The organism is Spirulina subsalsa PCC 9445 (assembly GCF_000314005.1).
GTDB lineage: Bacteria > Cyanobacteriota > Cyanobacteriia > Cyanobacteriales > Spirulinaceae > Spirulina_A > Spirulina_A subsalsa.
The window spans coordinates 4,595,041-4,610,566 of sequence record NZ_JH980292.1; the positions used below are offsets into that span (position 1 = coordinate 4,595,041).

Sequence of the window (15,526 nt, forward strand, 5' to 3'; positions counted from 1 at the left end):
CATCAACAATTTCAAGGTATTGTTCCCCCCCTCTTGTTCCCCCCTTCCAAAGGGGGGCTAGAGGGGATAAGTCCCTTTATCCTGAACGACTCAACCTGACCTAGAAGCAAAGAAAGAGAATCCCTGACATCCTCCCGCCGCTCAATCGAAGATTAGAGTGCGAGCCTTCTTTCGACATTAAGGTAAATTGCCGTCTGGCAACGGCTACAATGGAGAGAATGGTCGTCCCTGTGTTCTCATTTTCCCCCATGATAGGGCATCTCGTGAGAGAGGCACGGGTTAGCTCATCGTCACGAAGTGAACGCAAAGCGTTGCGTAGCAAAGCGTTGCGTAGCAAATGTTAGTGTCGGGAGGATGTCACGGTAAAAGCCAAGGAAACCCATGATTTCCGATGGTGGGTATCATAGATTCCCTTAATTTCCGCATTTTTTATTAGATATTGCTTGGTTATGTCTCAATCCCAAAATACAGTTATTGAAATTTTAAAAACCTTGGCCTTAAGTGGGGTGTTGGCGGTAGGAGTTCGTCAGTTTGTAGCCGAAGCACGATATATTCCCTCCGAGTCTATGTTACCGACGCTGGAAATTGATGATCGGTTGATGATTGAAAAGTTAACCTATCGTTTCCGAGAACCCAAGCGAGGGGAAATTATTGTGTTTATCCCCCCCAATGAGGCGATTTTATGCAATCCTCAGCAGTCTTTACCGATTACAGATGCTTATATTAAAAGGATTATTGGTTTACCGGGGGATGAGATTGAGATTCGGGACAGTCAGGTTTATGTGAATGGGAAACTGTTAGATGAGGATTATATTCACGGTTCCCCGCTTTATGAACAAGAACCGACGATTATTCCGGCTGATTCCTATTTTGTGTTGGGGGATAATCGCAATAATTCTTGTGATTCTCATGTCTGGGGTTTTGTCCCAGCTTCTAATATTATTGGTCGGGCGGCTCTGCGTTTTTTGCCTTTTAATCGCATTGGCAATTTACCGGAAACGGTGCATTTTAGCGAGGAGCAACAAGAGACAAGTGATAATTGATAATTGATAATTGATTACCTATCAATTAGACGGTGGCCACTCCTACGGGACAGGTAACACCTGTTCCGCCTAAACCACAGTAACCGTTCGGGTTTTTGGCTAAATATTGCTGATGGTAGTCTTCGGCGTAATAGAATTCCCCAGCGGGGAGGATTTCGGTGGTGATGACACCATATCGGGCCTCAGTTAGGGCTTGTTGGTATTCTGCTTTTGAGGCTTCGGCCTGTTGTGTCTGTTCTTCGGAATAGGTGTAAATGCCGGAACGGTATTGGGTGCCTACATCGTTTCCTTGACGCATTCCTTGGGTGGGATTGTGACTCTCCCAGAAGAGTTTAAGTAGTTGTTGATAGGTCACTACTTTGGGGTCATAGACCACAAAAACCACCTCGTTATGACCGGTTAACCCGGTACAAACTTCTTGATAGGTGGGGTTAGGGGTGATTCCGGCGGCATAACCAACGGCTGTACTATATACGCCCTCCTGTTGCCAAAATTTCCGCTCTGCTCCCCAAAAACAGCCTAACCCGAAAAGGGCGGTTTCCATGCCGGGGGGGAAGGGGGGGGTTAGGGGGTGTTGGTTGACAAAATGGCGATCGCGCACGGGCATCTTTTCTGACCGACCGGGTAGCGCTTCTTGTGCTGTGGGAATCGATAGTTTTTTCCCAAATCCAAATAAACCCATAAAACAGTACCTTGTTGAATTCTGCCTAAGTGTTAACTAATGTAACACCCTCACTAATCTAACACTTTCACCCGGAGGATGGATAGGGGGAACAACGAACCTCAAATGTCATAATTATCCTGGACTGCGCCAGATTTTAAACCCGCGACGTTCCGGTAAGCGGCCGTCCAAATGGCATAAGTGAGGGGAAGGGAAACAAAGATCCCCAACCCACAGACTAAAAAACCTAAGAGATTAATCCCGAATATCGTAATACTGAGGAGAAACCAACCGAACCAGTTACGACTCACTAATTGCCGACTGGTTTCCATCGCTTCCCAAAAGTTGAGTCTACGATCCACTATCAAAGGGGGAACTAAAACATAGGAAACTCCTAGATAGAACCCCGGAATAATGCACAGAATTAAACCAATAGCGGTAAAAATAACGCTAATCACGCTACCTGCAACTAACTGTACAAAATAGTCAAACCCTCCGAAAAAATCATGAAATGAGCTAGATTGTCTTTGGAATCCTCGAATCGCAAGGATATAAAATCCTGCTTCTAGAGGGGTAATAATTAAGAATTGCAGGAAACTTCCTAGCCAAGTTCCTCCCCATGAATCTGAAGCATCTGATGATAGTCTTCCTAAAATAATATCCACGGCCGTGATAATAACAATAACCAAGAAATAAAACAAGGTACTGGTTATAAAAGGAGCAGCATTTTGTTTGAAGATTTGCCAACCTTGTTTGATATAATCTTCTAGGTGAAAAACATAACCTTCAGCAATAACTTGTGAGAGATTTTTGGGTCTATTATTCTGCATGGGTTTTTAGTTGAATTCAACAGGCAAACAAGGCGATTCGTCGGTTGGGTGCAGCGAGGGGGAACCTCAACAGTTTTGTGCAGACTGTTGGGTTTTAGCCCTGAATCTAATGCGCTGAAGCGCAACTACAAACCCTCTTGCGTACTGCCATATTTTAAGCCTGCTACATCTTTGTAGGCGGCGATCCAAATCGCATAGCTCAGGGGTAGGGAAACCAAAACGCCAAATCCACAGGCAAGCACTCCTAAAATATTAATCACTCCAACCAAAATACTTAGTACAAACCAAGAAAGCCACTTTTTAGTCACCAGTTGCCGACTGGTTTCCATGGCTTCCCAAAAGCTGAGGTTGCGATCCAGAATTAAAGGAATGACTAAGGTATAAGAAACAGCCAAATAAATTCCCGGAATAATACAGAGAATTAAACCAATGAGAATAAAAATTGCACTGACTATGCTTGCTGCTACTAATTGAATGTAGCGTTCAAACCCTTTAAAAAAATCGCCAAATGATCTAGCTTGTCCTTTAAAAGTTTTGATTGCAATGATATAAAATCCTGCTTCTAAGGGGACTCTAATGAAAAATTGTAGAAGCCCAGAAATACCACTACCTCCTCTTTGATCTCCACCCCCTGTTGCTTGATCAATGCCCCCTATTACAATTAAAACAACGATATAACAAACTGTAGTAGTAATGAAAAGGGCAGCGTTGTCTTTGAAGACTTGCCAACCTTGCTTAATGTAATCTTCTATTTGAAAGTTGTATCCTTCCGCTACCACTTCTGAGAGGTTTTTGGGTCTGTTGTCTTGCATAAGTTCTTCCTGCCATTAAGGACTTCTAGGGTGAGAATGATCTAGTCCAACTTTTTTACTGTCTGAGGGTTAAAACCTCTTTAAGGTTTGGGTCAGACATTCCCAATCTATGGATTGAGGTGCAATGCTGAGGGAGATAGATTGAACGGACTGCCAGACGAAATGACGATTCTAGGTTCAACCCCTGCCCAATTTTAGTGAGAATTCGGAGTTTGGCGCAATTTCCTTAGTATCTGCGTGAAATTGGCGGAATGCTAGGCTTGAAGGGGGTCACAGAAGACGATGCAGCTCAAGGCTTTATGAATTTTTGTGATTAATTCAGAAAAAAGGAAGCAGAGGCAAGGAATCCCTTGCCTCTGCTGAGGGCTGTATGGTTGGGTTTCGCTCTTGCTGCACCCAACCTACAGGATTGTGTGCAGCAAGAGCTATTTTCTCCAAATAGCGTTAGAAACGGGGAATGGGACGCTCGGAGGGGGGGACGGGAGGGGGGAGGGGTTGGGAACTGGGGGGCGATGGAGGGGGAGGAGGAGTGGGGGTGGTGGGAATGGGGGCGGGTGCGCCTGTAGAGGGGGGAGTAAAGATGATCTCTCGATCAACGGTGGGGGGTGGGGTGGTGTTGACGGGACGAGTGGGGGGGGGCGGTGGGGGGCTGGCGGTGTTGAGGGAGTCGGCGGTGAGGTAGACGTGGCCAAGGGTGCGACCGCCATAGGTGCGTTTGGTGAAGCGCCAACCGGGGTCAAGGTGGATTTTCAGGTAGCCTTCGGCGAGGCCTCGGGTGCGCCCAATTTCAATGGGGCGGGTGTTGGGTTCGCGGACGGAGGAGGCGACTAATACGACTTCATCGCCCCGTTGAACGAGACGGAGAATGAAGCGCCAGCCATAGTCTTCGTTGCCAATGCGTAAGGAATAACCGTTGCTGTCGGTGCTGCGCTCACAAATGCCTGTGAAGTCGAAGGTGAGGAATAGGGGGTCAATCAGGGTGGGATTGCTGCCGTATTCTCGCCAACAGGGTTGACGGTTGTTGAGTTGTTGAATGACCAGTAGGTTGTATTGTCGGCGTTCTATACCGAAGGGGGTTGCGATCGCCACAAAACTATCTTGAGGGACTTCTACTTGCCCAAAGGGGGTACTTTGAGCGAGGGTAGGACTGCCCCACGGGAGCAGCAGCAGGCCACTGAGGGCGGCGGCTAGGGACTGAATGGGTTTGATCTTCATAACGACCTCCTGTTATTGCCAGAATTGGGTTGAAAGATAGGGGCTAAGGCTGGATCTGGGGAATTTCTCTGGAAAAAGCCTCTAGTCTGAGGAATCAGGGTGGGCTTGTTGCCAAGCGTCCCAAAGATCGGGACGGCGATCGCGGGTTCGTTGTTGTTGTTGTTCTTTTTGCCAGGTCTCAATGTGGGCATGATTGCCAGAACGCAGAACCTCCGGCACTTCCCAGCCTCGGAAGACCGGGGGGCGAGTATATTGGGGGTAATCTAATAATCCCTGCTCAAAACTCTCGAACTTGAGGGAAGCTTCTTTTCCAACGGTGCCAGGACGGAGACGAATTACGCCATTTAAAAGTGCCAAGGCCGGAATTTCGCCACAGGTTAACACAAAATCCCCCAGAGAAATTTCCCTTGTTACTAAATGTTGCCGAACCCGCTCATCGACCCCTTCATAATGACCACAAATTAATAGTAACTGGTCGTAATTTTGGGCGAGGTCTTGTAAGATAGGCTGCTTGAGAGGTTCTCCTTGGGGGGACATTAAGATGACTTCCCGACGGGGTAAAATGGGCAAGGACTCAACCGCCGCGAACAAAGGTTCGGGTTTGAGCAACATTCCCACCCCGCCGCCATAGGGTTCATCATCCACCCGTCGGTGTTTGTCTTGGGTGAAATCCCGGGGGTTGGTCAGATACACTTGAGCAATCTGGCGAGCTAGGGCTTTGCCCAATAATCCACTTTGCAACGGGGAGGTGAAGAATTCAGGAAATAATGTGATCAGATCAAAGCGCATGGGGAATTAAGCGTAGGGAGTTCACTTCTTTTGTCCGAAGCGGAACGAAAAAGCATTAAATTATATACTATGCCCAAACGCGATAGGATATATGCTGCAAATAGAGTCTCAAGTTTCAGGAACCCAGATGCCCAAACCCACAAAGACAGCTATTTTGGTGATTGGTGGCGCAGAGGATAAAGTGCATGGTAGAGAAATTCTGCACACTTTTTTCAATCGTTCCGGTGCGGCCGATGCAGTGATTGCCATAGTCCCCTCGGCATCTCGGGAACCTCTCTTGATCGGCGATCGCTATCGGCATATTTTCGAGGACATGGGAGCCAAGCGGCTGGAAATTATTGACATTCGTGAGCGTTCCCAAGCCGAAGATCCCAAGTACATGGAATTTTTAGAAGAATGTACAGGGGTTTTCCTAACCGGGGGGGATCAACTCCGTCTCTGTGGACTGTTGGCAGAAACCCCGATTATGGAACGGATTCGCGATCGCGTCCAAAAAGGAGAAGTCACCCTAGCCGGAACCAGCGCCGGAGCCGCCGTCATGGGTCATCACATGATTGGCGGGGGAGGAAGTGGAGAATCCCCCAATCGCTCCTTAGTGGATATGGCAATGGGGTTAGGGATTATTCCCGAAGTCCTAGTAGACCAACATTTCCACAACCGTAACCGCATGGCGCGTTTATTGAGTGCGATCGCGATTCATCCCGATCGTCTAGGGGTGGGGATTGATGAAGACACCTGCGCCATGTTTGAACAAGATGGTTGGATTCAAGTGATGGGGAAAGGCACCGTCACCATTGTGGATGCTCAAGATTTGTCCTACACCAATCAAATGGATGTCGGGGTAGCAGATCCCCTGAGTTTACACAGTTTGCGGCTACATATCCTCTGTCATGGCGATCGCTACCATCTCTATCAGCGCCATCCCCTCACTCCCATGACTGACGAAAAATCCGCCTGATCCCCTCCAGAGAGAACAGTCGTCAAACCCTGATCCGGCGAGCCATGAGCCAAGCACCCGGCCTATTTCCCCGGTTGACTCACCCTTGACCATTCACACTCCGACTGCACTCCACCCCCCCATCGCTGCCCTTTCACCCCTCCCCAGAGAACTTGGCAAACTGTTCATCTTGAACAGCTATGCCACTTTTCAAGGGGAGAAACTAGGGGTTGGCTTTACAGGCTCTACCCCTTCTGAACCCCCTAAATCAATCAGATATGAAAATTCTCAAAACCCTAACCCTCAGAGGACCCAACTATTGGAGCATTCGCTATCACAAGCTGATTGTCATGCGCTTGGATTTAGAAGACCTCGATGAGCGTTACTCCAACCAAATCCCAGGGTTTTATGAAGGGCTAAACGACGTATTGCCCAGTCTCGTCGAACACTACTGTTCACCGGGCTACCGGGGTGGTTTTCTAGAACGGGTACGCGAGGGAACCTTAATGGGGCATATCATTGAACACGTTGCCCTAGAACTCCAAGAACTCGCCGGAATGCGCGTTGGCTTTGGTCGCACCCGAGAAACCGCCGAGCGAGGCGTGTATAATGTGGTTTTTGAATACATGGACGAACGAGCCGGACGCTACGCCGGACGCGCTGCCGTTCGTCTCTGTCAGAGCATCGTCGATACCGGAACCTATCCCCGGGTCGAACTCGAACAAGACCTACAAGACCTCCGTGAACTCTGGTCAAACGCCTCCCTTGGCCCCAGCACCGAAACCATCATCACCGAAGCCGACGAACGCAAAATTCCCTGGATTCAACTCAGTGCGCGAGCCATGTTGCAACTGGGTTATGGAGTCCACCAAAAACGGATTCAAGCCACCCTCAGCGACTATTCCAGCATTCTCGCCGTAGAATTGGCCTGTGACAAAGAAGGGACCAAAACCATTCTCCGCGATGCAGGAATTCCCGTCCCTCAAGGCACCGTGATTCAATATTTCGACGAACTCGAAGAAGCCATAGAAGATGTCGGGGGCTATCCCATCGTGATTAAACCCCTCGACGGCAACCACGGACGGGGCATCACCATTGATATTAACAGTTGGGAAGAAGCCCAAGAAGCCTACGATCTCGCCAGTAATGCGGCTAAAACCCGCTCGGTCATTATTGAGCGCTACTATCGCGGCAGTGACCACCGGATTTTAGTCGTCAATGGGGAAGTCGTCGCCGTGGCCGAACGAGTCCCCGCCCACGTCACTGGAGACGGGCGCTCCACTATCAGCGAATTAATTGATATTACCAACGAAGACCCCCGCCGGGGTGATGGTCATGATAATGTTTTAACCCGGATAACCCTTGACAAAACCGCCATTGATGTGCTTAAGCGGCAAGGTTATGATCTCGACTCCGTACTCCCAGAAGGGGAACGGGTGTTTTTGCGCGCCACCGCTAACTTGAGTACCGGGGGGATTGCCATTGACCGCACCGATGAAATTCACCCAGAAAATATTTGGTTAGCCAAACGGGTAGTGAAAAACATTGGTTTAGACATTGCAGGGATTGATGTTGTCACCTCAGATATTAGCAAACCCTTGCGAGAAACCGACGGCGTAGTAGTAGAAGTCAACGCCGCCCCCGGATTCCGGATGCACGCCGCCCCCAGTGTAGGTTTACCCCGCAATGTAGGCGGTGCGGTGTTAGATATGTTATTCCCCCCCGGCACCCCCAGTCGTATCCCGATTATTTCCATTACCGGAACCAACGGCAAAACCACCACCACCCGCCTGATTGCCCATATCTTCCGTCAAACGGGCAAAGTGATCGGTTACACCACCACCGACGGGATTTATATTGGGGATTACCTCGTGGAAAAAGGCGACACCACCGGCCCCCAAAGCGCCCAGGTGATTTTACGCGACCCCACCGTAGAGGTGGCTGTGTTAGAAACGGCGCGGGGTGGGATTTTGCGCGCGGGTCTAGCCTTTGATAGTTGTGATGTAGGGGTAGTTTTGAACGTGGCGGCCGACCATTTAGGCATCGGCGACATTGACACCATTGAACAGTTAACCTCCTTAAAGAGTGTTGTAGCTGAAGCGACTTCCCCTAATGGTTATGTGGTGTTAAACGCCGATGATGAACGGGTAGCAGGGATGGCGGAACGGGTGAAGGGGAAAATCGCTTATTTCTCCATGAATCCAGAGAATCCCGTCTTACAGGATCATTTACGCCGAGGTAGACTGGTAGCCGTATATGAAAATGGCTATCTGTCCATTTTGGAGGGGAGTTTAACCTTCCGCATTGAAGAGGCGAAAAATGTTCCCATTACCATGGGGGGGATGGCACCCTTTATGATTGCCAACGCTTTGGCGGCCTGTCTAGCGGCCTTTGCTCAGGGGGTGGATGTGGAGTTAATTCGCCAAGGCCTACGCACGTTTAATTTATCGGCCGAGAAAACCCCCGGACGGATGAATTTATTTGATTTGGGTCAATATCATGTTTTGTTGGATTATGCCCACAATCCGGCGAGTTATGAGGCGCTAGGTGGCTTTGTGAAGAATTGGCAGGGCGATCGCGTAGGCGTGATTGGCGGCCCAGGAGATCGACGGGATGAAGACTTGATCCAATTGGGTCGTCTTTCGGCGCAAATGTTTGATTACATGATCGTTAAGGAAGATTATGACCGTCGCGGTCGCAATTCTGGGGAAGTGGCTGATCTGATTATTAAAGGCATCCTGCAAGAAAATCCCGAAGCCCAGTATGACCGGATTTTGGATGAACAGGAAGCCATTACCACCGGGTTTGAAAAGGTCAAGGATGGCGGTTTAGTGGTCATCCTGCCGGAAAGTGTCGGTGCAGCCATGAAGCGCATTGAGGCGGAACAAGCGAAGCAGGGTTAATCCTGAGTGAAGGGGAAAGAGCCAGAGGGGAAATGATGATTTCCCCTCTTTTTTGTTCCCTGTAGCCCCGTCGGTTGGGTGAAACGAAGTGTAACCCAACATTTGGCCTGCGGTCGAGGCTAATAGGGATGGGGTATTCTTGCTCCCATTCGATAAATTCAGTGAGTCCGATTTCATCTCCGATCTTTTTTGCTAAAATAACTGGTGGCTTTTAGACCGGGTAATATCTAAATTGGTTATGGAAGATTTTGCTGGTGCATCCTTAGCCAGAAAAAAAGATGCTGAGACTCTATTAAATCTAGAAAACCACAATATCGCGGCTTTGCATTTGGGTGGTATTAGTATTGAGTGTCGTTTAAAGTCATTGCTCGCATCCTATCATAGCATTAGTGAATGGGATGAAAAAAGTCGCAGAAAGAAGGACTCTATGTTCAATCAGCAGATTAATAATCCGGGGCATAGTCTCACCACATCCCTACGTCATATGCCAGAATTATTCAAGTTGGCAAAATCAGATCAGCAACTTCTAAACCACCTAAATTGTTTGGTTTACCCTCTCGGTGCAACCTCTGTTGATTATATCAGTTTACGTTATGTGGCTCAGGCATCACCTATTCAGGGGAATGAGTGGAAAAAGAGTTTTGATTATGTTTATGGTTGGCTAAAAAAGAATGAGTTCAGAATTTGATGAATCCCTCAAAACTGCGTGAAGAACTGAAGCGTAAATTCTCCAATAATTTTCAACTGGATGTTGGAGAGGGTGGTTTTGTGTTGTTGACCGTGATCTCAGAAGTGTTTAACGGGAAGAGTAGATCCGAGCGATTACAGACAGTTGACCCCTTAATTCAAAAAGCTGATTTATCTGTTGGGCTCATTGAACTATACACCCCTGAAGAAGCAAGTGAACAGGGCATAGCACTATCAGATACAAACAGTGAAATTCCGACATCATGGCAAAAAGCTGTCGATATGTTGGCATCGGGCAAAACTGTTTCTGAGAAAAACAGTCATCAGGTTAAGCGTGTCGTATTTTATTCTTACAAGGGGGGAGTCGGCAGAACTACGGCATTAATCCAAACGGCTTTTCAATTAATCCGTTCTGGTCAGCGCGTTGTTATTGTTGACATGGATGTTGAAGCACCGGGATTACATACTTTACTTCCTGCTCAAAAAGCCCCGTTAAAAGTAGGTTTAGTCGATTATTTATGGGAGCGCCAAACTTGTTTTTTAAATGAAGTTTATCAACCTCAAGTTGAGTTAGGGGGCGACGAGGGCATTATCTACAGCGTCACCGATACACATTCTAAACGTCCTTTGTTCGTTGTACCTGCGGGGAATATTGGGCGGAGATATGTGCAGCGATTATCACTGTTGACCACTACACACCTTTTTGATCAGGCTGATGCTCCATGGTTGCAGTTTGAGCAGGAACTTTGGGAGCAGTTTCAACCTGACATCATGCTGATTGATGCACGAACAGGACTCAATGAATGGGGCGGTTTCACGTTGTTAGGGCTGGCAGATGATATTTTTATCGTCTTATATCCTAGTGAACAAAATGCTGAAGGTGTTCGTTTTGTTAAAAACACTTTAAATGAACTAACTCGTGCTGATGTCAAATTGGTATTATCCCCTGTTCCTGAAGGTATCATCGGCACTAATTTAGTGGACAATATAAAACATTCTTTAGAGTTAACTAATGATCAGCAAAAAGAACTGATCCAAATTCCTTATCATCCTAATATTGCGGGTGTTACTCAGTTTCCGGTTGAGACGGCTTTGCCTTACTACGCTCCCATTGCAAATTATTTACTAGAAAAAAATAGTGTATTAGAATCTGACGCACTAATTAGTTCATCTAACCGTTTAAATTTAGTAAGCTCTTTATCCTTTTCAGAACGTGATGCTGCTAGTATTTTAGATAATGATTTTGATAAAATTTTTCAAAAAACAACTGATTTTGACCGTTGCTTAGACGATGCTGTTTGGGTGATTCGAGGGCGGAAAGGTACAGGTAAGTCAACGCTCTATACTTTATTTACTCAGCATCGTGAAAATGCGGAAAAATATGCACGGGGTCGGCTAGAAAATATAACCATATTGTCAGGCCACGGCAATAGTGACCAATTTAGACCCACAGGTGATGTTTTTGAGCAAATTGGTCAAAAAATTAATCAACAGAAAAAGGATTGGTTATCGTTATGGCGGGCTTATGTTGTGGTTCAAATTTATCGTTCAATTCCTGAATTTATTGAAATATTGAAGCAGGCTAAATTTAAAAGTTTACTTTCTCGATTAAACTATAACTTTTCTCTAGATAAGTACAAAAATACTTGGGAAGCAAAACATACTCATAAACTGGTTGAATTTGTCACGAATGAAGATTTAAATTCCTGTTGCCGAGATGCTTTGAGTTATTATAATCAGTCATTGAGTGAAGCGGCACAAAAAATCTGGTTACTTTATGATGATTTAGATCAGGATATTAAAGAAGGTAGTAATTGGCAACAAGAGGCCTTGGGCGGGCTGATGCGTCTGATTTACGATCTCAATAATCAAGGCTTATATCATATTCGTTTTAAAGTATTTTTGCGAGAGGATATCTGGAGTAATTTGATTTTCACGAATAAAAGTCATTTTGGTGAAGCACGGACTTTACTATTGCAGTGGGGAAAAATTGATTTTTTGCGTTTAGCTTATCGTTTAGCGATTGGCGGGTCTATCGATTTCAAAATGCTTTCTAACCGTGTTTTGCCTCTGGCAGATAGTGAGATTGATGAAGCCAGTGAAGATGCTTTACGTCAAGCATTAGCGCCCTTATGGGGTTTGAAGGTTGAAAAGGGCAAAAATGCTTATGTGTCTCAATGGGTGTATTCCCGGTTAACTGATGCCAGTAACAACACTTATCCGCGTTCTTTAACTATTTTACTCAATAAAGCCAGAGAGGTAGAGTTAGCGGCACAAAACAAAAATGTAGCGAGTAATCGTTTATTGGGTTGGAAGTCTTTAACTGAGGGTTTAGAGGCTGCTTCTCAGGAACGGTGCGATGCGATCAAAAATGAATATCCAGAATTCTTAGAATTTTTTGAGAGTATGAATAAATTAAGTTCTTTGTTTAAGGAGGAGGATTTAGAGCTATTATGGCGCGATACTGTGGCGAATCAGTCTAATTTGTCTTTCGAGAATTTCTTAAAAAGATTGCAGCAAATTGGTTTGATAGCTGAACGAAAGGATAAAAAGCGTTATGACTATGCTGTGGCTGATTTATATGTTTATGGGTTTGGCGTTAAGCGGAGACAGGGGCAGCGAAAATAATTAGGGTCTGCTGAATATACATCTAAGCCATATTAAATGGGACTTTCAGCTTTTTCAAGAGCGAGAAAGTGCAAGGTTTCAAGAATTAAGATTAGATAAATTTTCAGCAGTTCATAAATACCGATTCAATACTTCTGATTAAATATTCGTTTTTTCTTACAAGGTAAATTCTGCAAATTCATCAGCGTGATGATTCATTTCCACAGCCTCTAATTTAAATTCTGGACTGTGGATAAAGTCCCTAAAGTCTACTTGAGAATTTTGTTGCAAGATATTTAATAAACTCATAAAATCTCGCACTAACTCACGAGGGGTAAAGAGTTTATCTGCTCCCAAGCGATTGGTTACTTCTTGCTTAAAATCTTCAATTTCGGCTAATCCTAACGGGCTTTGATATTTAAAATGCTGGGCATGAACTTCAATCAAGCGTTGCAAGAGTTGGGAGAGTTGTTCAGAGGTTAGGGGTTCTAATTCAATCACCGGGCCAGAATAGTCTTGTAATCCGTCTTGGTGAAAGCGACTTTTGGCTAAACGGGTTCGCCAAGCTTCATCACTAAATAATCCCCGCCGTTTATCTTCTACCAGTTGAGGAGTTCCGCCAATAATTACGCCTAAATACTCGGCTTTCCCCTGCATGGTGTCGTTAAACATGGCTAGGAGTCGATCATAGTTACTTTGTCTGGAACGACTATGAGAGATTTTATACAGATGGATGGCTTCATCTAATAGCACAATTAAGCCTTTATAGCCAATATCTGAGGCAAATTTAGCCCAAAGTTTTAGGTAATCATACCAAGTTTCATCGTCAATAATCACTCGCACATCTAGGGCGGTTCTGGCTTCGGTTTTGCTGCTAAATTCTCCCCGTAACCACCTTAAAGCGTTGTCTTGTTTGTCTTGATTGTCTTCCCGATAACCCCGCCAGTAGGCAATAATAACATTGGCAAAATCAAAGCCATGGACTAAGCCCTCAAGGTGATCTACCACTTCCCGGATTTTTAGTTCTACTTGATCATCAAATCCTTCCTCTCCGGGGCGTTTTCCGGTGGTTTGGGCGACTTGGGAGAGGATGCCACTGGTCCATTTTTCGAGGATGAGGGAAATCGCGCCCCCTTTGGGAGAGGTGCGGGTGGCGATGTTTTTCATTAATTCCCGATAGGTGGCTACGGCTTGATTTTTACTGCCTGCTAAACGTAATTCTGGGGAAAGATCGGCATCGGCTACGACGAATCCCTGTTCCATGGCAAGGTTGCGGATTAGTTGTAGCATAAAGCTTTTCCCGGCTCCGTAGCGCCCGACGACGAAGCGAAAACCTGCCCCCCCTTCACTGATGTTTTCTAAGTCTTGGGCGATCGCACTAATTTCCAATTCTCGACCGACGGCAATATGTTCCAACCCAATCCGAGGGACAACTCCGGCCGCTAAAGCATTGATTAAGGCTGTAGATACTCGTTTAGGTATTTTCTGCATGGGTTGAATGGATCAGGGTCAATAGGTCTTGAAATTGCAGGCTGAGGGGTTGGCTAAACAGGGAATGATATTCCTCGTCAATGGTCGGAAGAATGGCTAAGTTTTGCCGGATTAAGAAGGTGTCACCAATGGTATTTAAGGCTTTTTCGTTCAGGGCATCAATTAACACTTCGGGCATGGTTGTCACCTCATCCGCTAGTTGTTTTAGCCGCTCTTCATCTTGGTCTAAAATGGCTTTTAAGGTTTGCTTTTCTGAACCGCATAAATTGTGTAAAAAGTCAAGCCATTCTTCAGGAAAAGGGGCGGGTTTGCTGGGGGTGGAAGGGGTTCGGATGGGGGTTGTCAGTTGGTCTTCTAAGGTGGCTAGTTCTGCGCTCAAGTTCTGCTTTTCTTGGGCTAATTGATTCAGTTCTGTTGTCAAGGTAGATTGATTTTGTCTTAACTGATTCAGTTCTGCGCTTAGGCTTTGCTTTTCTTGGGCTAACTGATTCAGTTCTACTGTCAAGGTGGATTGATTTTGTCTTAACTGATTCAGTTCTAAGCTTAAACGGTGCTTATCTTCTGCTAATTGATGCAGTTCAGCCGTTAGGCTCGATTGATTTTCTTCAAGTTTGACCCCCTCTGCCTGTAAACGTTCCCATTTTAACATTTTAGGCTCAAGGTTTTGCCAGAGTTCCTGTTTTTCGAGTAAAATTTTCTCTAGATTCTCAATTTCTAACTCTAGTCCTTCTCGCCGAGCTTCTTTGTAAAAAATTTGCTCATCATTATATTCCCGTTGCAGTTCTAATTCTGCTAGGGATTGACTTAATTTTTCCTGAAAGTTTTGCAGGTCTTTTAGTTCGTCTTTTAGGGTTTGTAGTTCCTGACTCAGTTTATATTTTTGCCGACTGAGTTGGGTTAACTCAGGAATCAGTTGCTCCCGCTTAGTTTGTTGGGCTAAAATTTGCCCTTGTAACTGATCATATTCACTTTGTAGCTGTTCTAAACGGTCTTCGCTTTTCTGGACTAACACCCCATGAGCGACTCCTCCCCGTTTAAATTCTACCGGATGATCCGGTGCGGCTTGCAGTTGGGGGGACTGCCACGGATTTGTTCCCAGCAAGGTCTTTTGCTGTTGAGTGGGAAGGGATTGATACAACTCCTTGCGGTATTGATGCAGTTCAGCCACGCGCATTAGAATCTGTTCTCGTTCGCTGTATAAGGCATCGAGATTAGATTCTAGGGTTTGTCGTTGGTGGAGTGCGATCGCAATTTCTTCCTGACAATTGTCCCGTTGTTGCAGTAGCAACTGGATTTGATGGTGCAAACCTTGTTTCAATTGCTTGTCCTGCTGTACCCGTTTCCGATAAAGTGCGATCGCACAGCCATAACTTGCAGGCAGCGCCGCAATCCCCGTTAACACCCCCTGCTTAAACTCCCGACTCAGCAAGAGTCCTAGTCCAAAGCTAAGAGAAAAAGCAATGGACCCCAAAATCACCTGATTGACCAGCTTCTTGTTTCTAGATGGCATTGTACTGGAATTCCAGAAAACGGAAAAATTCCCCACGAAAG

General features: G+C 46.1%; 12 protein-coding genes. 5 read left to right on the plus strand and 7 right to left on the minus strand.

Features of this window, described 5'->3' with window-relative positions; genetic code table 11:
* Positions 1-449: 449 nt before the first annotated feature.
* Positions 450-1,043 (plus strand): signal peptidase I, encoded by a 594-nt coding sequence (lepB, locus tag SPI9445_RS0120960; RefSeq protein ID WP_017306751.1) that lies wholly within the window; start codon positions 450-452, stop codon positions 1,041-1,043.
* A 25-nt stretch (positions 1,044-1,068) separates the two neighbouring features.
* Here lepB and msrA read toward each other — a convergent pair whose 3' ends face one another.
* From msrA to trmD, 5 genes are all read right to left on the minus strand, one after another.
* Complete coding sequence (msrA, locus tag SPI9445_RS0120965; protein WP_017306752.1) at positions 1,069-1,725, minus strand: peptide-methionine (S)-S-oxide reductase MsrA; 657 nt, start codon at positions 1,723-1,725, stop codon at positions 1,069-1,071.
* A gap of 101 nt (positions 1,726-1,826) precedes the next feature.
* Positions 1,827-2,534 carry a DUF975 family protein gene (locus SPI9445_RS0120970; RefSeq protein WP_017306753.1) on the minus strand — a complete coding sequence of 236 codons (708 nt, stop codon included), beginning with the start codon at positions 2,532-2,534 and terminating at the stop codon, positions 1,827-1,829.
* Between the two features lie 125 nt (positions 2,535-2,659).
* Entirely contained in the window at positions 2,660-3,346 is a 687-nt protein-coding gene (locus SPI9445_RS0120975) for a DUF2189 domain-containing protein (RefSeq protein WP_017306754.1), read from the minus strand.
* Between the two features lie 444 nt (positions 3,347-3,790).
* Positions 3,791-4,561 (minus strand): DUF3747 domain-containing protein, encoded by a 771-nt coding sequence (locus SPI9445_RS26475; RefSeq protein WP_017306755.1) that lies wholly within the window; start codon positions 4,559-4,561, stop codon positions 3,791-3,793.
* A gap of 81 nt (positions 4,562-4,642) precedes the next feature.
* The gene (gene trmD, locus SPI9445_RS0120985; protein WP_017306756.1) at positions 4,643-5,350 is read right to left on the minus strand and encodes a tRNA (guanosine(37)-N1)-methyltransferase TrmD; all 708 of its coding nucleotides are present in this window, start codon (positions 5,348-5,350) and stop codon (positions 4,643-4,645) included.
* 91 nt (positions 5,351-5,441) lie between these two features.
* On the opposite strand from trmD, the gene SPI9445_RS0120990 reads away from it, so the two are divergent.
* The 4 genes from SPI9445_RS0120990 (at position 5,442) to SPI9445_RS0121005 (ending at position 12,505) form a co-directional block, all read left to right on the plus strand.
* Complete coding sequence (locus SPI9445_RS0120990) at positions 5,442-6,308, plus strand: cyanophycinase (RefSeq protein ID WP_026079986.1); 867 nt, start codon at positions 5,442-5,444, stop codon at positions 6,306-6,308.
* 257 nt (positions 6,309-6,565) lie between these two features.
* Complete coding sequence (gene cphA, locus SPI9445_RS0120995; protein WP_026079987.1) at positions 6,566-9,190, plus strand: cyanophycin synthetase; 2,625 nt, start codon at positions 6,566-6,568, stop codon at positions 9,188-9,190.
* A 238-nt stretch (positions 9,191-9,428) separates the two neighbouring features.
* Positions 9,429-9,878: a hypothetical protein gene (locus tag SPI9445_RS0121000; protein WP_017306759.1), complete on the plus strand. Its 450-nt coding sequence runs from the start codon at positions 9,429-9,431 to the stop codon at positions 9,876-9,878.
* Positions 9,878-12,505: a P-loop ATPase, Sll1717 family gene (locus SPI9445_RS0121005; RefSeq protein WP_017306760.1), complete on the plus strand. Its 2,628-nt coding sequence runs from the start codon at positions 9,878-9,880 to the stop codon at positions 12,503-12,505. Before SPI9445_RS0121000 ends, SPI9445_RS0121005 begins: the two co-directional genes overlap by 1 nt.
* Before the next feature lie 156 nt (positions 12,506-12,661).
* Here the strand turns inward: SPI9445_RS0121005 and SPI9445_RS0121010 are convergent, their stop codons facing one another.
* Positions 12,662-13,975 carry an ATP-binding protein gene (locus SPI9445_RS0121010; protein ID WP_017306761.1) on the minus strand — a complete coding sequence of 438 codons (1,314 nt, stop codon included), beginning with the start codon at positions 13,973-13,975 and terminating at the stop codon, positions 12,662-12,664.
* A complete protein-coding gene (locus SPI9445_RS0121015) occupies positions 13,959-15,485 on the minus strand; it encodes a tellurite resistance TerB C-terminal domain-containing protein (RefSeq protein WP_017306762.1) in 1,527 nt (508 codons plus the stop codon). The genes SPI9445_RS0121010 and SPI9445_RS0121015 overlap by 17 nt, the downstream gene beginning before the upstream one ends.
* Between the last annotated feature and the right edge of the window lie 41 nt (positions 15,486-15,526).